Origin of the sequence: Rhodanobacter sp. FW104-R8, from assembly GCF_001617365.1 — a bacterium.
Taxonomy (GTDB): Bacteria; Pseudomonadota; Gammaproteobacteria; order Xanthomonadales; family Rhodanobacteraceae; genus Rhodanobacter.
Genome location: NZ_LVJR01000027.1, coordinates 12,049 through 30,210, shown reverse-complemented (window position 1 = coordinate 30,210; position 18,162 = coordinate 12,049). Strand labels below are relative to the sequence as shown.

The following is an 18,162-nucleotide window of genomic DNA, read 5'->3' as shown; positions in this document are numbered from 1 at the left end:
GGCAGGGTCTGGGGGTGGAAAGGGGAATGTCCGTTCAGTGGCCCGGGCTTTCGGCCGGTGGCGTTTCGGCGCCGGCGAGCCAGCGCTCCAGGATGACCGCTGCCGCCTCGGCGTCGATGTCGGCCGCATCGCGGCGGTGCCTGAGGCCGACAGCTCGGGCAGCGGCGAAGCGCCGCGCGGCTTCCTGCGAGCTGTGTCGCTCGTCGACGAGCACCACGGGCAGGCCGTAGCGCTGCTGCAAGGTGGCGGCGAACCGGCGGGCACGGCGGCTGGCGGCCTGCTCGGCGCCGTCCAGGGTCAGCGGCAGGCCGACCACCAGGGTGTCGGGCCGCCATTCCCGGTTGAGCGCGTCGAGCCGGTTCCAGTCCGGTTCGCCGTCATGCACCGCCAGCGCGGCCAGCGCGCGGGCGCTGGCCGTGAAGGTATTGCCGATGGCCACGCCGGTGAGCCGGCTGCCCACGTCGAAGCCGAACACGCAGCTCATGCGTGGCCCGCGTAGCCGGACAGCTGGCGCGGGTCCACCCCGACCAGTCCGGCGGCGGCGCTCCAGCGTTCCTCCAGCGGGGTGTCGAACACCACGCGGCCGCACGCCTCGGCGGTGAGCCAGGCGTTCGCCATCAGTTCCTGTTCCAGCTGGCCGGCGTCCCAGCCGGCGTAGCCGAGCACCATGATGGCCTGGCGTGGGCCTTCGCCGGCGGCCATCGCGACGAGGATGTCGCGCGAGGTGGTGACCGACCATTCGGCGTTGACGCGGTAGCTGGAATCCCAGTCGCCGGGCTCGCGGTGCAGCACGAAGCCGCGCTCCTGCTGCACCGGTCCGCCGATCAGCACCGGCGCGTCGGCCAGCTCGCTGTCCGCGCACTCGAGTTTCATCTGCGCCAGCACGTCGCCGAAACGGTATTCGGACAGCTGGTTCACCAGCAGGCCCACCGCGCCGCCCTCGTCGTGCTGGCACAACAGCGCCACGCCGCGGGAGAACGGCGGATCGGCCAGGCCCGGCATGGCGATCAGGAAGTGCCCGGTGAGGGTCGAGGACTGCACGGCGGTCATGCGCGCATTGTAAGCGCACGGCGCGGCGCGCGCTGAAGGCCGGGGCGGCCGTTCAGCGAGTCTGCAGCACGTTGTTCGGCTGGAAGCGCCAGGTACGGGTGATGTTGAGTTCGTCGATGCGCTCGTTGCTCCGTGGCGCGGGCGGAAACGGGGCGGCCAGGCGCACGATGCGCTCGGCGGCGGCGTCCAGCACCTTCTGCCCGGAACTCTGGATCACCTCGATGTTCTTGATGCTGCCGTCGAGGTTGAGCACCACGGTGAGCAGCACATCGCCGTGCAGGCCGCGGCTGCGGGCTTCTTCCGGGTAGTTGAGGTTGCCGACCCGCTCGACCCGGTCGGACCAGCCGCGCATGTAGGCGGCATAGGCATATTCGCGGGTGCTGGCGGTGAGGTATTTCACCTTCGGCCGCTTGGCGTAGTCCACCTTCTTCCTGCTCAGCTCGGCGGCCAGCTGGGCGATCGCCTGCTGGCGCCTCAGTTCGGCGGCCGTCGGGGTCTGCTCGTGCGGGTCGACCGCGGTTTGCGCGGTATCGCTGGTCACGCGGAAATCGGTGGCGCCGCTGGTGGTGACCATGCGTGTCGGGGTGGCCTCGCGCGGCCGCGGCGTGGTGGCCTCGACGGGTTGTGCCGCGATGCCGGGGTCGGGCTTCGGGATGGCGCCGGAGAACGGCTCCGACGGCCGTGCGGCGCGGTCGCTGCGGCCGCCGCCGGTGTTGTTGGCCTGGGCCAGGAAATCCGCCTTGTCCGGCGCCTGCTGGTTGGCCACGTTGACCAGGGTCACGTCCAGCGTGGGCAGGCTGGGCGTGGGCTTCACGAAGTGGAACGTGATGCCCAGCAGCAGCACGCCGTGCAGCAGCAGCGAGAACAGCAGGGTGGCGCCGATCGGATCGGGCGGCGAGTCGACGTTGACGGTTGCGGTGGCGCTCACGCGTTGCGGTTTCCGGAGACGTGCCGCTCGACGACATCGAACAGCTGGCCGGCAATGTTAAGCCCGAACTGCGCGTCCAGCTCACGCACGCAGGTCGGGGATGTGACGTTGATCTCGGTCAGGTAGTCGCCGATCACGTCCAGCCCCACGAACAGCAGGCCGCGCCGACGCAGCTCAGGCGCCACCTGGCCCACGATCCAGCGGTCGCGCTCGGACAGCGGCACGCCGACGCCGCGGCCGCCGGCGGCAAGGTTGCCGCGGAATTCGTCGCCTTGCGGAATGCGCGCCAGCGCGTACGGCACCGGTTCGCCGTCGATCACCAGGATGCGCTTGTCGCCGGCGCTGATCTGCGGGATGTATTTCTGCGCAACGGTGAATTGCCGCCCCTCGCCGTGGGCATCGCCGCCCAGCAGGGTCTCCAGCATCGAATTGAGGTTGCCGTCGCCGGTCCTGGCCCGGAAGATGCCGCGCCCGCCCATGCCGTCCAGCGGCTTCAGCACCACCTCACCGTGCTCGGCGGCGAACCGGCGCAGTTCGCCCGCATCGCGCGCGACCAGGGTCGGCACGATGCATTGCGGGAATTCCAGCGAGAACAGCTTCTCGTTGCTGTCGCGCAGCGAGCGCGGGTCGTTGATCACGGCCACGCCGCCGCGCTGGGCCGCTTCGAGCACCATCGTGTCGTAGATGAACTGGGCGTCGACCGGCGGGTCCTTGCGCATCAGCACCACGTCGAGCTCGCGCAGGTCGCGCCATTGCGCCGGGCCCAGCGTGAACCAGCGCTGCGGGTCCTCGCGCACCTCGAGCGGGGCGGTCCGCGCCCAGGGCTCGCCATTGCGCAGGGCCAGGTCGCCCTGCTCGAAGTAATGCAGCGAGTGGCCGCGGCGCCGGGCTTCCAGCAGCATCGCGAAGCTGGTGTCCTTGGCTATCTTGATCGCGCCGATGGGGTCCATCAGCACGCCGACCGAAAGGGTCATCGGGATTCTCCGTGGGTGGCTACCCGTGGGGCGGGTCGGGATCGTCAGGCCGCTATACTAAGGCGGATGCGGGAAATCCCGTGCCGCGTCGCTGTCGCCGACGGCCGGATGGTGCCAATATGGGGCACCTTGTGCGGGCAGCAGGCAGCAGGGGTGATTATTGCTTGACAGTCTCGGCGGGCAGGCAGTAAACAGCAAAGCCTTGGATATCCCGCTACAGCACGGTCTTATTCGGGTGGTTCGTTTCGACTTTTTTTGCTGCGCACCGTCCGGCATGACCATTGCATGCCATGGTGCCTATCCTGAGCTCGGGTGAGCCGCAGGGGGGAGTAGGTGAATTTGAACATGAGTGCTAATGACTTGGCTGGTCTCAAGGTCATGGTGATCGATGACTCCAAGACCATCCGCCGCACCGCGGAGACCCTGCTCAAGAAAGAGGGCTGCGAAGTACTGACCGCCGTCGACGGCTTCGAGGCATTGGCCAAGATCTCCGACCAGAAGCCCGCGATCATCTTCGTCGACATCATGATGCCGCGGCTGGACGGCTACCAGACCTGCGCGCTGATCAAGAACAATCCGCAGTTCCGCGCCACGCCGGTGATCATGCTGAGTTCGAAGGACGGCCTGTTCGACAAGGCGCGCGGCCGCATCGTGGGCGCCGAACAGTACCTGACCAAGCCGTTCACGCGTGACGAACTGCTGGGTGCCATCCATCGCCATGTCGGCGCGGTATCGAGCCGCTGACTGCAGATTCTGAGGGGGGCCCGTGGCCAATATTCTCATCATCGACGATTCGCCGACCGACGTGCGCGTGTTCACCACGCTGCTTGAACGGGCCGGGCACCAGGTCGTCGCCGTAAGCTCCGCCGAGGAAGGCATCGAGCGCGTGCGCGCCGACCTTCCGGCACTGGTCATCATGGACGTCATCATGCCAGGCATGAACGGCTTCCAGGCCACCCGTACGCTGACCCGCGATCCGGCCACCTCGGCGGTGCCGATCGTGATGATCACCACCAAGTCGATGGAAACCGATCGCGTCTGGGGCCTGCGCCAGGGCGCCCGCGCGTTCATCACCAAGCCGGTGAACGAAAAAGAACTGCTGGCCTGCATCAACGAATTGCTGCCGAGCGCGACATGAACGAGCCCGTCAACCGCACGCCGTTCGAGATCCTGGCGCAGTACGAGCGGCTGTCGCTGGCGCACGCATCGGATACGCAGGAGAAGTTCGAGGCGCCCGGCTTGTGGCGCGGGATCGGCTTCCGGGTCGGCTCGCGCCTGTTGGTCAGCGGCATCGACGAGATCAACGAACTGCTCGCGGTGCCGGTGCTCACCCCGGTGCCGGGGACGCAGCCGTGGCTGCTGGGCGTGGCCAACGTGCGCGGCAACCTGGTGCCGGTGATCGACTTCGGCCGCTTCCTGTTCGGCGAACGCACGCAGTACACCGACCGTACCCGCCTGCTGGTGGTGCGCCAGAGCGGCGGCAGCGTGGCGCTGATGGTGGACGAGGTGTTCGGCCAGCGCACCGTGGACGAGGAACAGCGGCGCGAGGCCGGGCCCGAGGATGATCCGCGGCTTGCCCGTTTCGTCGACAGCCGCGTGGGCGAGCAGCAGCTGGCGATGTTCAGCATGAACCGGCTGGTGCGCGCACCGGATTTCCGGCAAGCCGCGGCCTGAGGCCGCGGCTTGCCGCAGTGGCATGAAGGGCCGGCGCCTGCAGGGCCGGCGATCTCGGGACGGGCATTCCCTGGCGGTGCGCGCTCTGCGGAGCCGGTGACGTAATCAGTTAGACGGATGAGGTGAACATGAGCACTACAGGGGGCGTCAGCCGGGAGCGCGGTTACACCGTACTCATTGTCCTGCTGCTGATAGCGATGGGTTTTGCCGCGCTGGATTTCTTCATGCTCAACCAGAAGAACGGCGAGGACCGCCAGGCGATCGCGCTGACCACGCAGATCCAGGTGCTGTCGCAGCAGACGGCGAAGTTCGCGCTGGAGTCGGCGGACGGCAACACCGACTCCTTCAAGGAGCTCGAATCCACCCGCAACGCGATCGATTCGGCCGTGCAGAAGCTGGGCAGGGGCGATCCCAGCGGCAGCATGAAGCCCTATGCGGACAACAACGCCACGCCGGCCGGCCGCGCCGTGAGCGCGCTCGATGCCTCATGGAAGCAGCTCGACGCCGACATCGGCAAGATCCTCTCCAACAAGGCCGTCGTGCTCGACTCCGGCCAGCGCGCCGCCACGCTGTCGCAGCAAATGCCGCTGCTCAACTCGAGCATGGAGCAGGTCGTCAACATCCTGCAGCAGCGCAACGGCAGCGCCGAACAGATGCTGGGTACGTCCCGCCAGATGCTGTCCGCCGACCGCATCATCCGCCGCGTGCAGGAAGTGTTGCAGGGCGGCGACAATGCCCAGTCGGCGGCTGACGGCCTGTCCCGCGACGCGCAGCTGTACGGCAGCGTGCTGAAGGGCCTGATCGAGGGCAACCCCGACAGCGGCGTGCGGCCGATCAACGACGCGAACGCGCGCAAGATCCTCACCGAAATGGATGCCGGCTGGACCCATCTAGCCGACCCGGTGGCCAGGCTGGTCGCCGCCGCCGGCAACATCGCCGACGTGAAGCGCGCGGGCAACCAGGCCTCGCTGGATTCGCAGACCGTGCTGCTGCGCGCGAACGACCTGTCCGAGCAGATCGGCAAGCTGCCGCTGCGCCGGCTGTTCCCGAACGTGTGGTGGGGCCTGCTCGGCGCGATCGCCGCGGTGGCGTTCGCCCTGCTGCTGGTCATTACCCTGGTGCGCGACCAGCGTCGCCGGTTCGCCCAGAGTACCGAGCTGAACCAGCGCAACCAGGAGGCGATCATGCGCCTGCTGGACGAGATGGGTTCGCTGGCGGAAGGCGACCTGACCGTGAAGACCACGGTGTCGGAGGACATCACCGGCGCCATCGCCGACTCGGTGAACTACGCCATCGACGAGCTGCGATCCCTGGTGACCACCATCAACGAGACCTCCGAGCAGGTATCGTCCTCGGCGCAGGAAACCCAGACCACCGCCCGCCACCTGGCCAATGCGGCCGAGCAGCAGGCGCAGCAGATCAGCACCGCGACCTCGGCGATCAACCAGATCGCCAGCTCGATGGACGACGTGTCGAAGAATTCCGCCGAGTCGGCCGACGTGGCGGAACGCTCGGTGAAGATCGCCTCGCACGGCGCCGAGGTGGTGCGCGAGACGATCTCCGGCATGGACTCGATCCGCGACCAGATCCAGGAGACCTCCAAGCGCATCAAGCGGCTGGGTGAATCCTCGCAGGAGATCGGCTCGATCGTGGAACTGATCAACGACATCGCCGAGCAGACCAACATCCTGGCGTTGAACGCGGCGATCCAGGCGGCCTCGGCCGGCGAGGCGGGCCGCGGCTTCGCGGTGGTCGCGGACGAAGTGCAGCGGCTGGCGGAACGCTCCACCAGCGCCACCAAGCGCATCGAGGCGCTGGTGCAGACCATTCAGTCCGATACCAACGAGGCGGTGAACTCGATGGAGCAGACCACCGCCGAGGTGGTCGCCGGCGCACGCAAGGCGGAGGACGCCGGCAGCGCGCTGGGCGACATCGAGCGCGTCTCGCACGACCTGTCCTCGCTGATTCAGAACATCTCCACCGCGGCGCGCGAGCAGTCCGCGGCGGCGACCGACATTTCGCATTCGATGAACGCGATCCAGGAAATCACCTCGCAGACCTCGCAGGGCGCCAGCCAGACGGCTGACTCGATCGGTACGCTGGCGCAGTTGGCGAGCGACCTGCGGCGCTCGGTGGCGCACTTCAAGCTGCCGGGCTGACAACGGGCCTGGCTGGTATGGGCATTTTGACGGGGAGTAGTCTCGTTGGTTGCATGATGCATGCATGGCGCAACCGCTGAGAGAGGCGCATGAGACTTCAAGACCACATCGATTTCACCACGCTGCAGTGGGTCAAGCCGGAGCTCGACGACACCCTGTCGATCGCCCGCGAGGCGCTGGAGTCCTACGTCGACAATCCGGGCAAGCGCGACTACATGCGCACCTGCGCCGACCACCTGCACCAGGTGCGTGGCACCTTGCAGATGGTCGAACTGTACGGCGCGGCGACGGTGGCCGCGGAGATGGAGGAGCTGGCCATCGCGCTGCTGGGGGACCGCGTCGCCCAGCGCGAGGAAGCCTATGCCGCGCTGATGCGCGGCCTGATGCAACTGCCCGACTATCTAGAGCGCCTGTCCGGCGGCCATCGCGACGTGCCGGTGGTGCTGCTGCCGCTGTTGAACGACCTGCGCGCCAGTCGCGGGCTGGAGCCGCTGCCCGAGTCGGCGATGTTCCACCCCAACCTCGACGCGTTCCTGCCGGAGCAGGCGCCCGCCGCGATGAGCGAGGCCTACGCCGAGGCGCATCGCGGCGAGCTGGTGGATCTGCGCCTGCGCTTCCAGCAGCAGTTGCTGGGCTGGTTCCGCGGGCAGAACGCGGCGGTGCAGCTGGCCAACATGCGCAAGACCCTGCTGGCGATCACCGCCCGCTGCCATCACGTGCACGGCCGGCGCCTGTGGTGGATCGCCTCCGGCGTGCTGGAAGGCCTGGAGCAGGGCCAGCTCAAGGGCTTTGCCGGCGAGATACGCCAGCTGGTCGGCAAGGTCGACCGCAACATCCGCCAGCTGATCGAGCACGGCGAGGGCAGCCTGCGCGGCGGCGAAGCCGACGAGGTGGCCTGCAAGCTGCTCTACATCGTGGCGCAGGCCAAGCCGCGCAGCCCGCAGATGGAGCTGCTGCGCGCGACCTATGCGCTGGACAGCCTGCTGCCCGACGCCGGCGAGCTGGAACATGCCCGCGGTTCGATGGCCGGGCACAACCGCGCACTGCTCGATTCCGTCTCGCGCGCGCTGAAGGATGACCTGCTGCGCGTCAAGGAGGCGCTGGATCTGTTCCTGCGCCAGCAGAACGGCGACCCGGCACAGCTCGCCGCGCAGGGCGAAGTGCTCGAGCGCGTGGGCGACACGCTCGGCATGCTGGCGCTGTCGGTGCCGCGCCGGGTGGTCGGCGAGCAGCGCCGGGTGCTCGACGAGATCGCCAACCGCATGCGCCCGGCCGACGAGGAGACCCTGCTCGACGTGGCCGGCGCGCTGCTGTACGTCGAGGCGTCGTTGGACGACCACATCGAAAGCCTCGGCTCCGAGGAGGAGTCGGGCAGTTCCGAAGCCACGCATGGCCTGCCGCGCAGCGAGGCGCTGGGGGTGGTCACCACCCTGATGCAGGAAGCGATCAGCAATACCGGCCGGGTCAAGGACGCGATCGTGGCGTTCGTCGAATCCGGCTGGGAGCACGATCGCCTTGCCGGCGCACCGGCGTTGATGGACGAAGTCGCCGGCGCCATGAACATGCTGTCGTCGCCGCGGCCGGCCGAGCTGGCGCAGGGCATCGGCCGCTTCATCCATTATGAGCTGCTGGACGACCGGCGCGTGCCGAGCGGCGCGCAGATGGATCAGCTGGCCGATGCGCTGGCGGCGCTGGAGTACTACCTCGAGGCTGCGCGCGAGCACCGCGGCGGCCTGGAGCACATCCTCGACGTGGCGGAACACAGCCTCGGCCTGCTCGGCTACTGGCCGGTGCCGTCGGCGCGCGTGGCGCCCGCCGCCGCCGAAGCGGCCGTGCCGATCAGCCGGCGGATCGATGACGAGGAGCATCCGGAACTGTCCGAATCCGTCAGCCTGCTGCCGGGCCAGGATCTGGGACACCTGTTCGTCGGCGACAGCGCGTCGCCTGCCGGGCCCGTCCACGACCTGGACGGCTTGCGCCTGGCACCGACCGAGGCGACCGCGGCGGCCGGGTGGGGGGGGCATGCCGCAGTCGACCAGGACGACTGGGTCGAGATCGAGGAAGAGGTCGTCGAACAGGTGCCGGTGCGCGACGCACTGGCCGCGAACACCCGCTTCAACACCAGCGCCGAAGGCATCGACGACGACATCCGCGAGATCTTCCTGGAGGAAATGCAGGAGGAGATCGACAACCTGCGCACCGCCGAGCAGGCGTGGTTGGTCGATCCGGCGCAGACCGCGTCCCTGGTCGGCATCCGCCGCTCGTTCCACACGCTGAAGGGCTCGGGCCGGCTGGTCGGCGCCGGCGTGCTGGGCGAGTTCGCGTGGAAGGTGGAGGACATGCTCAACCGCGTGCTCGACAACACCATCGAGCCGAACGCGAACGTGCAGGCGCTGGTGCAGCACGCGATCGACGCATTGCCGCAGCTGCTGGCCGCGCTCAAGGGCGAGGGCGCGCCGGTGGCGCCGCTCAGCGCGATCATGCATACCGCCGAGCAACTGGCGGCCGGCAAGCCGGCGCGCGTGGAGGATCATGCGCCGCGGGCCACCGAAACGGTCCGCCGCATCGTGCGCCGACGCGTGCCGCGCTTCGAGGCGGCCGCGGGAGCGGTACCGGTGGCGGCCGTGACCGATCGGGAAACCGCCGCCGCGCAGGCGCCGGTCGAGCCCGTCATGGCGGAGCCGGTGATGCCGCCGGTGGATCCGGTGCTGCTGGAGATCCTGCGCAGCGAAGTGGCGCAATACCTGCAGACCATCCGCGCCGCGGTCCAGCGCAGCGACATCGAGCTGCCGATCGGCGAGGAGCTGCTGCGTGCCGTGCACACCTTGCATGGCGCGATCGCGATGGTGGACATCCCGTTGCTCACGCAATTGCTGTCGCCGCTGGAGGGCCTGTTCAAGCGTTTGCGTGCGGCCAACCTGCCACTGACCTCCGAAGGCGTGCACCTGCTCGACCAGGCGGTCGACGTGGTCGACCGCGTGATGGGCCAGTTCGACGCCGCCGAGCCGCGGTTGCCCAACGCCGACCCGCTGACCGCGCAGATCGTCAACCTGCGCGACCGCTATCCCGAATCCAAGGTCGCGCACGTCGTGTACGAGCCGCGGGCCGACGAGATGGAACCCGAGGAGCTCGCTACCGCCGCGGATCATGCCGGCGTCGACGAGGCGGTCATGACCGCCTCGCTCGAGGCTGGCATGCTCGAAGCCACCAGCGCGCCGTCGGACGAGTCGCCTGCCGTCGGGCAGGCGTCCGATGTCCATCCGGACCAGGCCCACCATGACGAGGTGACGGCGGAATTGATGGCGGCCCTGGGCGCCTTCGACCCCGTGCAGGCCATGGCCGGAAAACTGGCCGCCGAGAAACAGGCGGCCGAGCGTGCGGAAGCCGAGCGGGCCGCTGCCGAGAGACAGGCGGCCGAGCGTGCGGAAGCCGAGCGGGCTGCCGCCGAGAAGCAGGCGGCCGAGCGTGCGGAAGCCGAGCGGGCTGCCGCCGAGAAGCAGGCGGCCGAGCGTACGGAAGCCGAGCGGGTCGCCGCCGGGAAACGGGCGGCCGAGCGTGCGGAGGCCGAACGGCTCGCCGCGGCGGGCAAGGCCGCTACCGAAGTTGCCGCCACGCAGGCCCCGGTTCATGCCCTGGCGGGGTCCGGCCAGATCGACGCCGACCTGCTGGAAGTGTTCATCGACGAGGCGCGCGAGATCCTCGACCACGCCGATGGCGTGTTGGCCCAGTGGCATGCCGAGCCGGGCAACCTGGTGCACGTGCCCGAGTTGCAGCGCGACCTGCACACGCTGAAGGGAGGTGCGCGCATCGCCGGCCTGGTGCCGGTGGGTGACCTCAGCCACGCGATCGAGACCCTGCTCGAAAAGCCGATCCGTGACTCGTCGGGGACCGGCCCGCTGATCGCCGCACTCGAGGCGAGCTTCGATCAGCTGCATGCCTTGGTGCAGCAGGTGTCGCAGGGCCGCACGCCCGATTACCCGCAGGCCATGATCAACCGCCTGCTGGCATTGGCCGGCGAAACGGCGCTGGCCGACGACGCCCAGCCGCATGTGGCCGCAACGGCAGCCGCGGCACCGGCACCGGCCGTGCCGCCGTCGCTGGCGGCCGTCGCGGCGGAGGGCACCGATCATCTGCCCGAGCTGATGCCGGAGGTGGAAGAGGAGGTGCGTTCCTCGCAGGAGCAGATCCGCGTCCGCGCCGACCTGCTCGACAACCTGGTCAACCATGCCGGCGAAGTGGCGATCTACCGTTCGCGACTGGAGCAGCAGGTTGCCGGGTACCGCTTCAACCTGGTCGAGCTGGAGCAGACCGTCTCGCGCCTGCGCAGCCAGCTGCGCATGCTGGAGATCGAGACCGAGGCGCAGATCATCGCGCGCTTCCAGCGCGAGCACCGCGAAGCGGGCATGGCGGCGTTCGATCCGCTCGAGCTCGACCGCTATTCGCAGTTGCAGCAGTACTCGCGTGCGCTGGCCGAGTCGGTATCCGATCTGGTGTCCATCCAGAACATGCTGGACGAACTGACCCGCCAGGCCGAGACGCTGCTGATCCAGCAGTCGCGCGTCAGCACCGAGCTGCAGGACGGCCTGCTGCGCACGCGCATGCTGCCGTTCGACACGATGGTGCCGAACCTGCGCCGCACGCTGCGCCAGGCCGCGCAGGAGGAAGGCAAGCACGCCCAGCTCTACGTGGACGGTGCCCACGGCGAAATGGACCGCAACCTGCTCGACCGCATCAAGGCGCCGTTCGAGCACATGCTGCGCAACGCGATCGCGCACGGCATCGAAGCTCCTGCCGAACGCCGCAAGCTGGGCAAGCCGGCCGAGGGCGCGGTGCACATCACCGTGGCGCGCGAGGCCACCGAGGTGGTGGTGCGCGTCAGCGACGACGGCCGCGGCCTGAACCGCGAGGCGATCCGCAAGCGCGGCGTCGAGCGCGGCCTGCTGCGCCCGGAGACCCGGCCGACCGACAACCAGCTGCTCTCGCTGATCGCCCAGCCGGGCTTCTCCACCGCCAGCCAGGTCACCCAGCTGGCCGGGCGCGGCGTCGGCATGGACGTGGTGGCGAACGAGATCAAGCAGCTCGGCGGTTCGCTGTCGATCGAGTCGGAAGAGGGCAAGGGCACCACCTTCGTGCTGCGCCTGCCGTTCACCCTCGCGGTGACCCAGGCGATCCTGGTGCGCATCGGCGAGGCCACGTTCGCGATCCCGATGACCTCGGTACAGGGCGTGGCGCGGGTCAATCCGGCCGACCTGGCCGCACTGATGGCCGAGGACGAGCCGTCGTTCCGCTACGGCAGCGAGGCCTACGGCATCCACGACCTGGCCGAGCTGCTGGGCCTGCCGCCGGGGCTGCCGGCCGAGGACGAGCAGCAGCCGCTGCTGCTGACCCGCGCCGGCGACCTGCGCGCGGCGATCCGCATCGACGCCGTGCTCGGTTCGCGCGAGATCGTGGTCAAGTCGGTCGGCCCGCAGATCAGCTCGGTGCCCGGCCTGCTCGGCGCGACCATCATGGGCGATGGCTCGGTGCTGATCATTCTGGATCTGGCGCCGCTGGTCCGTCACGGCATCATCCGTCGCGAGCAGCGCCTGGCCGAAGGCCTCAGCGCCGTGCAGACGCCGGAGGTCGAGGAGGCACAGGTGCGGCCGCTGGTGATGGTGGTGGACGACTCGATCACCATGCGCAAGGTCACCGGCCGCGTGCTGGAGCGCCACGAGTACGAGGTCAGCACCGCGAAGGACGGCGTCGACGCGCTGGAGAAGCTGCACGAGCGCGTGCCCGACCTGATGCTGCTGGACATCGAGATGCCACGCATGGACGGCTACGAACTGGCCACACACATGAAGGCCGACCCGCGGCTGCGCGACGTGCCGATCATCATGATCACCTCGCGCAGCGGCGACAAGCATCGCCAGCGGGCGTTCGACATCGGCGTGGATCGCTACCTCGGCAAGCCGTACCAGGAGGCCGAGCTGCTGGCGCAGATCGCCGAGGTGCTGGAGCAACGTGCGGTGGAGCCGATACATGACTGATACCGTTCCGGCGGTGGCCCTGCTGTTCGACGACACCGACCTGGGCGGCCAGTTGCGCCACGCGCTGCACGAGCGCGGCGCCCGGATCGTCCACGAAGGCGGGGTCTCCAGCCTCAGCCGGGAGTTGCTGCAGCAGGTCGGCGCGGACGTGCTGGTGGTCAACCTGGACGATGGCGCCGACGACGCGCTCGACCGCCTGTACGAAGTGATCGACGACGACCGGCCGCGGGTGGTCTTCAATGACGCCCAGGCCAGCCGCGAGCTGACCGGCTGGGATCGCGCGCGCTGGGCGCGCCACCTCGCGGTCAAGGTGATGGCGATGGGCGACATCGATCCGCCGCGTCCGGGCGATGCCCGCGGCGTCGAGACACCGGCGGCCGTTGTGGCCGCCGAAGCGGCGGCGGAACCGGCCGTCGCCTCCTTCGTCGCGGAGCCCGGGATCGACCTCCCGGCCTACCACGATCCCGACAGCCGGCACGAGCAGGTCGCCGCGGCCGAATCGGAGAACCTGGCGGCGGAACTGGAGGCCCTGCTGGCCGCCGGCGAGCCGCCGGATGACGGCGCCGACGAGACCGGCCCCGGCCTGCGCTACCGCGACGACGACGAGCTGCCGCCGCTGCACGATGGCCATTTCGGCGAGTCGCGGCCCGGGCCGGCCGCGCCCACGCCCGTCGCGGCCGCGAAGCCCGCGGCAGGCGCGCCGGCGCCGGCGTTCCAGCTCGACCACCTGCAGTTGTCGCCGCTGCCCGATCCGGCGGATGCCACGAAAACCGCCGTGCCGGCTGGCCCGGCGCGTGCCGCCGCCGCGCCGGCCGTGCGCGCGCCGGACAACTGGGCGCTGCTGGACGACGATCCTCCGGCGGCTGCGCCCGCCGCCGAAAAGTCCCAGGCCGCGGCGTTCGGCATCGAGAAATTGAGCGCCGCCGATTTCCTCGCGCCCGATATCGAGACGGTCGCGCCCGACCTCGAACCGACCATGAGCCTCGAGCTGGTGTCGATGGAGGAGGCGATCGCCCCGCAGGTGTACGAGCACGACCACGCGATGGTGCTCGACGAGTTCGGCAGCGCGCTGAGCCGGATCGTGCTGCTGGGTGCCGCGACCGACGGTGTCGATTCGGTATGCGGTTTCCTGTCGGCGTTGCCGGCGACCACCCGGCTCACCTTCCTGCACACCCAGCACCTGGGCGGGCGGCCGGACGCGGGTCTGGTGGAAAAATTGGCGGCGCACTGCGCGCTGCCGGTGCGGCTGGCCAGCCAGGGCAGCCGCGTCGGCTTCGGCGAGGTGCTGGTCGTTCCCGCCGGGCAGCAGGTGCGCCTACGTCGTGACGGCGGTGTCGAGTTGCAGGCCGGTGTCGCGCAGGAGCCCTCGATCGACGCCAGCCTCACCATGGCCGCCATCGCGTTCGGTCGCGATGCGCTGGCGATCGTGTTCGCCGGGCGCGGCAACGATGCCGTGGCCGGTGCGCAGGCGATCCATGACCGTGGCGGCCAGGTCTGGGTAGAGTCGTCGTCCGGTGAGCATTTTGCCGACATGGTCAGCGGAATCCTCGCCGAACGGCTGGTCAGTTTCTCCGGTACGCCGCCCGAACTGGCGGCGCGCCTGATCGAGGTGTTCCCATGAGTGATCCGCTGCCGCGTGAAATCCGCTGCGTCCTGGTGCCGGTCGGCAACCTGCGCCTGCTGTTGCCGAATGCGACCATCGCCGAGGTGATCACCCAGAGCCGGCCCGAGCCGGTACCCGGCGGCCCCTCCTGGCTGCTCGGCCGGATCGCCTGGCGCGGCTGGCGCGTGCCGCTGGTGTCGTTCACCGAACTGGCCGGCACCGAAGAGGGCGACGCCGAGCTGGTCGTGCGCGTGGCCGTGCTGAAGGCGCTCGGCGGCAACCCGGCGATGCCGTTCATCGCGGTGCAGACCCAGGGCTTCCCGCGCCTGACCACGCTCAATGCCGAGCTGATCATCCCCACCCACGACGGCAGGCAGTTGCCGCCGGGCGTGCGTGCCCACGTGCTGGTGCGCGACGACGTGGCGGTGATCCCGGACCTGGAATGGATCGAAGCCACCCTGCTCGATCTGTTCGACGATGGCGAGCCGGCGCAAGCTGCGGCATCGTCCGCCACGGAAGGCTGAGCCGGCAGGCGATGACGGCAGGCTAGCCGTCGCCGTGCAGGGCCTGCAGCGCCGCCAGCGCGGCCAGCCCGGCCGTCTCCGTGCGCAGGATGCGCGGGCCCAGCCGCAGGCCTTCGAAACCGGCGGCCGCCAGTGCGCCGGCATCGCGTTCGCCCAGCCCGCCTTCCGGGCCGACCACCAGCAGGCCGCCGGCCGCGCCGAAGCGCAGTTCCCGGGACGAGCGGCCGGCTTCCGGCAGCAGCGCCAGGCGCAGCGCGCCGTCCGCAGCCAGGCCGTTCAGCCAGGCCGGCAACGGCAGCGCCTGGACGATTTCGGGGAGACGCGCACGACCGCTCTGCTCGCAGGCGCTGGCCGCCACCGCGCGCCAGTGCGCCAGCCGCTTCTCCGCGCGGGCCGCGTCGAGTTTCACCTCGGCGCGCTCGGTCAGCAGCGGCACGATGCGGGTCACGCCAAGCTCGGTGGCCTTCTGCACGATCAGGTCCATCTTCTCGCCGCGGGCGACGCCCTGGGCCAGGGTCAGCGGCAGCGGCGACTCGTTGGCCAGTGCGTGGCAGCCATCCACCCGCACGACGACTTCGCGCTTGCCGACGGCGAGGATCGTGGCGGGGTAGTCGTTGCCATCGCCGTTGAACAGCGTCAGCGGGTCGCCGGCGGCCATGCGCAGCACGCGCGCGACGTGCTCGCCGGCCTGCGCCGGCAAGATGCGTTCGGCGCCGGCGGCAAGCGGCAGGTCGACATGGATGCGGATGTTTCGCATGGAACGACGGGCGGCAAAATTCCAGCATAGCCGAGCCTGCCGGCCGCGGCACGGCGCCGGTGGCGCGGGTAGTGTCTCAGTTTGAATCTTGATTGCTCTGCCGATTCCTTGAGCGCTCAGGCATGCGGACGCATACTTCCTGTATGAACACATCAAAGCCCAAGCGTCCACGCGACCCGAACCAGCTAGCTCACCTCATCGCTGCGATAGCGACGGGGGAAGTGGATGATGCCAAGACGGACGACGGGAAGAACCCGGCAGCGGTCGCGCTTGGCCGGAAGGGTGGGCTCAAGGGTGGGAAGGCGCGCGCAAAAAAGCTGACCGCTGAGGAACGGTCAGCTATTGCGAAGAAGGCTGCAAAGAAGCGGTGGACGAAACCTACTTGAACAAGTCTTGTTGGACGCCGAAGAGTCTGTTCACGAATGTTTCGTACTCCTCGCTGTTCTTCGATACGCGCGCAATGCCAAGTAGCTGACCAAGCTGCGTGCGCAATGCTTTGACGCCTACTTCCGACAGGAAAAGATGCAGACGCTTGTGCCGATCACCACTGGCATCGCGCTTTTGCCGTGTCAAATCCAACACCTTGCCGCTGCTATTCGCCAGTGGTTTGTACACATGGTCAATCGTAAGGTGCATGAATTTCCACGGCTTGTTGCGCTCAGGCTTCGGTAGCTTATAGAGGCGATACCACTCTTCGTACAACTGCGCTGGGAACTCTTTTTCATATTCGCGCGCCTCGTCCCTCACATATAGCTTGAAGGCAGCAATGACTTCTTCACGAGTGGCATCGTAGCCAGAGAGTGCGTATACAAGACCCTTGATGCCAGCTTTGGCGGAGGCTCCGAGAATAATGTGAGCCTGCTGAGCGATGCCGGCTTGGCTAGGACGAAGGCTTCCGTTTGTCTCTGCCGCGATGATTGCCTTGCAAATGTCGATCAGCAACGTCACGTCGTAGCCGTGGATATCGCCTGGAAACTGCTTTTCAGCACCACGAGGCGACCATTGAAATTTAAGGGGATTTTGGATTTTTTCCTGAACTTCAGCACCAAGGAAAGGCGCGATTGATTTTCCCGCCGTGAACCGGATGAATGCCTGACCGCTGCTCGTCAAGCCGAGTGCATCCCCCATGCCTCGCTGGCTGATTACAGCTGTCTTACCGGCATCATTCAGGACATAGCAGTCCACGTTGATGCCAAAGTCCTTCTCGAAATTGCCCTTGTGCGTAGCTTGCAAGGGGCGCTCTTTCCAGCGTGCCGCTGCTGCTGTCATTGCAATTTCCTTCCTTTGCTCGGGGGACAAAGCCAGCGCGCGCGCTTGGCCGCCAGCAACCTTGGATTCGTCCTTCTTTGTCATGCAAGCATGCTCCGCTAGGTCAGTGCTTGCATCCTACTGGCATCCATGCCAACAATGCAAGCATGAGAAACGTAACTATGCTTGCATTTACTTGACCGGTCATGCATAATGTTCATTATGAACTGCATGTCCATCCAAGATCGCGCCAAAATCCTCGGCTTCCTCGTTGAAGGGATGAGCCTTCGCGCAGCCTCCCGCCTGGCTGACTGCTCTATCAATACCGTGACCAAGTTGCTTGTGGACGTGGGCACCGCCTGCGCCGAGTTTCAGGACAGCGCGCTGTGCAATCTGCCCTGCAAGCGCGTTCAGTGCGACGAAATATGGTCGTTCGTCGGCGCTAAGCAAAAGAATGTGGCGCAGGGCGCGAACGGCTATGGTGACGTATGGACGTGGACGGCGATCTGCGCCGATACCAAGTTGGTCGCTTCGTGGATGGTCGGGAGCCGCGATGGCGAGGCCGCTAATACCTTCATTGCCGATCTGGCTGGCCGCTTGGCGAACCGCGTGCAGCTCACGACGGACGGCCACAAGGTCTACGTCGATGCCGTGGAACGCGCCTTCGGTGCGGATATCGACTACGCCATGCTCATCAAGCTCTTTGGCGAAGGCCCCGCATCACCGGAACGCAAATACAGTCCCGCCAGCCAGATCGGCACCAAGATCGTGAAGGTCGAGGGCGTCCCAGATCTGGCGAAGGTTTCAACCAGCTACGTCGAGCGCCAGAACCTGACCATGCGCATGTCCATGCGCCGCTTCACCCGCCTAACCAACGGTTTCAGCAAGAAGATCGAGAACCACGCGCACGCCGTCGCGCTACACTTCATGTACTACAACTTTGGCCGTATCCACAAGACGCTGCGCGTCACGCCTGCGATGGAGGCTGGCGTCTCTGACCATGTATGGTCGCTGGAAGAGATTGCGGCGCTAGTGCCTGTGCCGATTGCCAAGAAGCGCGGCCCGTACAAAAAAAATCTATCTTCCACTTGAACTTAGATACGCATTCCGTGTCTACTATGGGGCTATCATCAACTGGTGATTTAAGGACAGAGGGAAGGAACAGTGAAGAAGCTAGGAAAAACGTACTTCTGGTACGGGTTCACGAGCATTCTTG

At 67.8% G+C, this 18,162-nt stretch carries 14 protein-coding genes; 8 read left to right on the top strand and 6 right to left on the bottom strand.

Annotated features, from left to right (window positions below; translation table 11 throughout):
• Positions 1-34 precede the first annotated feature (34 nt).
• Genes ruvX through gshB form a run of 4 tightly spaced genes read right to left on the bottom strand, consistent with a single transcriptional unit; the run spans position 35 to position 2,952 of the window.
• Entirely contained in the window at positions 35-484 is a 450-nt protein-coding gene (gene ruvX / locus RHOFW104R8_RS08370; RefSeq protein ID WP_068093312.1) for a Holliday junction resolvase RuvX, read from the bottom strand.
• The gene (locus tag RHOFW104R8_RS08365; RefSeq protein ID WP_068093316.1) at positions 481-1,050 is read right to left on the bottom strand and encodes a YqgE/AlgH family protein; all 570 of its coding nucleotides are present in this window, start codon (positions 1,048-1,050) and stop codon (positions 481-483) included. The genes ruvX and RHOFW104R8_RS08365 overlap by 4 nt, the downstream gene beginning before the upstream one ends.
• A 52-nt stretch (positions 1,051-1,102) precedes the next feature.
• Entirely contained in the window at positions 1,103-1,978 is an 876-nt protein-coding gene (locus RHOFW104R8_RS08360; RefSeq protein ID WP_068093318.1) for an energy transducer TonB, read from the bottom strand.
• Positions 1,975-2,952 (bottom strand): glutathione synthase, encoded by a 978-nt coding sequence (gene gshB, locus RHOFW104R8_RS08355; protein ID WP_068093320.1) that lies wholly within the window; start codon positions 2,950-2,952, stop codon positions 1,975-1,977. The genes RHOFW104R8_RS08360 and gshB overlap by 4 nt, the downstream gene beginning before the upstream one ends.
• A gap of 345 nt (positions 2,953-3,297) precedes the next feature.
• On the opposite strand from gshB, the gene pilG reads away from it, so the two are divergent.
• From pilG to RHOFW104R8_RS08320, 7 genes are all read left to right on the top strand, one after another.
• On the top strand, positions 3,298-3,696 hold the full coding sequence (pilG, locus tag RHOFW104R8_RS08350; RefSeq protein ID WP_068093322.1) for a twitching motility response regulator PilG: 399 nt from the start codon (positions 3,298-3,300) through the stop codon (positions 3,694-3,696).
• 22 nt (positions 3,697-3,718) lie between these two features.
• The gene (locus tag RHOFW104R8_RS08345) at positions 3,719-4,090 is read left to right on the top strand and encodes a response regulator (protein WP_068093326.1); all 372 of its coding nucleotides are present in this window, start codon (positions 3,719-3,721) and stop codon (positions 4,088-4,090) included.
• Positions 4,087-4,626 carry a chemotaxis protein CheW gene (locus tag RHOFW104R8_RS08340; protein WP_068093327.1) on the top strand — a complete coding sequence of 180 codons (540 nt, stop codon included), beginning with the start codon at positions 4,087-4,089 and terminating at the stop codon, positions 4,624-4,626. The genes RHOFW104R8_RS08345 and RHOFW104R8_RS08340 overlap by 4 nt, the downstream gene beginning before the upstream one ends.
• Positions 4,627-4,754: 128 nt before the next feature.
• Complete coding sequence (locus tag RHOFW104R8_RS08335) at positions 4,755-6,785, top strand: methyl-accepting chemotaxis protein (protein WP_068093331.1); 2,031 nt, start codon at positions 4,755-4,757, stop codon at positions 6,783-6,785.
• Positions 6,786-6,874: 89 nt separating this feature from the next.
• The gene (locus RHOFW104R8_RS08330) at positions 6,875-12,814 is read left to right on the top strand and encodes an Hpt domain-containing protein (protein WP_068093332.1); all 5,940 of its coding nucleotides are present in this window, start codon (positions 6,875-6,877) and stop codon (positions 12,812-12,814) included.
• A complete protein-coding gene (locus tag RHOFW104R8_RS08325; RefSeq protein ID WP_068093337.1) occupies positions 12,807-14,435 on the top strand; it encodes a chemotaxis protein CheB in 1,629 nt (542 codons plus the stop codon). Before RHOFW104R8_RS08330 ends, RHOFW104R8_RS08325 begins: the two co-directional genes overlap by 8 nt.
• Entirely contained in the window at positions 14,432-14,941 is a 510-nt protein-coding gene (locus RHOFW104R8_RS08320) for a chemotaxis protein CheW (protein WP_068093339.1), read from the top strand. The genes RHOFW104R8_RS08325 and RHOFW104R8_RS08320 overlap by 4 nt, the downstream gene beginning before the upstream one ends.
• 22 nt (positions 14,942-14,963) lie before the next feature.
• On the opposite strand, the gene RHOFW104R8_RS08315 is transcribed toward RHOFW104R8_RS08320, so the two are convergent.
• Together RHOFW104R8_RS08315 and RHOFW104R8_RS08310 are read right to left on the bottom strand one after the other, a co-directional pair.
• A complete protein-coding gene (locus RHOFW104R8_RS08315) occupies positions 14,964-15,698 on the bottom strand; it encodes a 16S rRNA (uracil(1498)-N(3))-methyltransferase (RefSeq protein WP_068093343.1) in 735 nt (244 codons plus the stop codon).
• Between the two features lie 378 nt (positions 15,699-16,076).
• Complete coding sequence (locus RHOFW104R8_RS08310) at positions 16,077-17,051, bottom strand: P63C domain-containing protein (protein ID WP_068093346.1); 975 nt, start codon at positions 17,049-17,051, stop codon at positions 16,077-16,079.
• A gap of 117 nt (positions 17,052-17,168) precedes the next feature.
• Here RHOFW104R8_RS08310 and RHOFW104R8_RS08305 point away from each other — a divergent pair, with 117 nt between their 5' ends.
• Entirely contained in the window at positions 17,169-18,038 is an 870-nt protein-coding gene (locus tag RHOFW104R8_RS08305) for an IS1 family transposase (protein ID WP_201028765.1), read from the top strand.
• The last annotated feature ends 124 nt before the right edge of the window (positions 18,039-18,162 follow it).

Coding starts and splice junctions, on each gene's coding strand:
- RHOFW104R8_RS08320 (WP_068093339.1), top strand. CDS start 14,432: ATGAGTGATCCGCTGCCGCGTGAAATCCGCTGCGTCCTGGTGCCGGTC.
- RHOFW104R8_RS08315 (WP_068093343.1), bottom strand. CDS start 15,698: ATGCGAAACATCCGCATCCATGTCGACCTGCCGCTTGCCGCCGGCGCC.
- RHOFW104R8_RS08310 (WP_068093346.1), bottom strand. CDS start 17,051: ATGACAAAGAAGGACGAATCCAAGGTTGCTGGCGGCCAAGCGCGCGCG.
- RHOFW104R8_RS08340 (WP_068093327.1), top strand. CDS start 4,087: ATGAACGAGCCCGTCAACCGCACGCCGTTCGAGATCCTGGCGCAGTAC.
- RHOFW104R8_RS08330 (WP_068093332.1), top strand. CDS start 6,875: ATGAGACTTCAAGACCACATCGATTTCACCACGCTGCAGTGGGTCAAG.
- pilG (WP_068093322.1), top strand. CDS start 3,298: ATGAGTGCTAATGACTTGGCTGGTCTCAAGGTCATGGTGATCGATGAC.
- RHOFW104R8_RS08305 (WP_201028765.1), top strand. CDS start 17,169: ATGAACTGCATGTCCATCCAAGATCGCGCCAAAATCCTCGGCTTCCTC.
- ruvX (WP_068093312.1), bottom strand. CDS start 484: ATGAGCTGCGTGTTCGGCTTCGACGTGGGCAGCCGGCTCACCGGCGTG.
- RHOFW104R8_RS08325 (WP_068093337.1), top strand. CDS start 12,807: ATGACTGATACCGTTCCGGCGGTGGCCCTGCTGTTCGACGACACCGAC.
- RHOFW104R8_RS08365 (WP_068093316.1), bottom strand. CDS start 1,050: ATGACCGCCGTGCAGTCCTCGACCCTCACCGGGCACTTCCTGATCGCC.
- RHOFW104R8_RS08335 (WP_068093331.1), top strand. CDS start 4,755: ATGAGCACTACAGGGGGCGTCAGCCGGGAGCGCGGTTACACCGTACTC.
- gshB (WP_068093320.1), bottom strand. CDS start 2,952: ATGACCCTTTCGGTCGGCGTGCTGATGGACCCCATCGGCGCGATCAAG.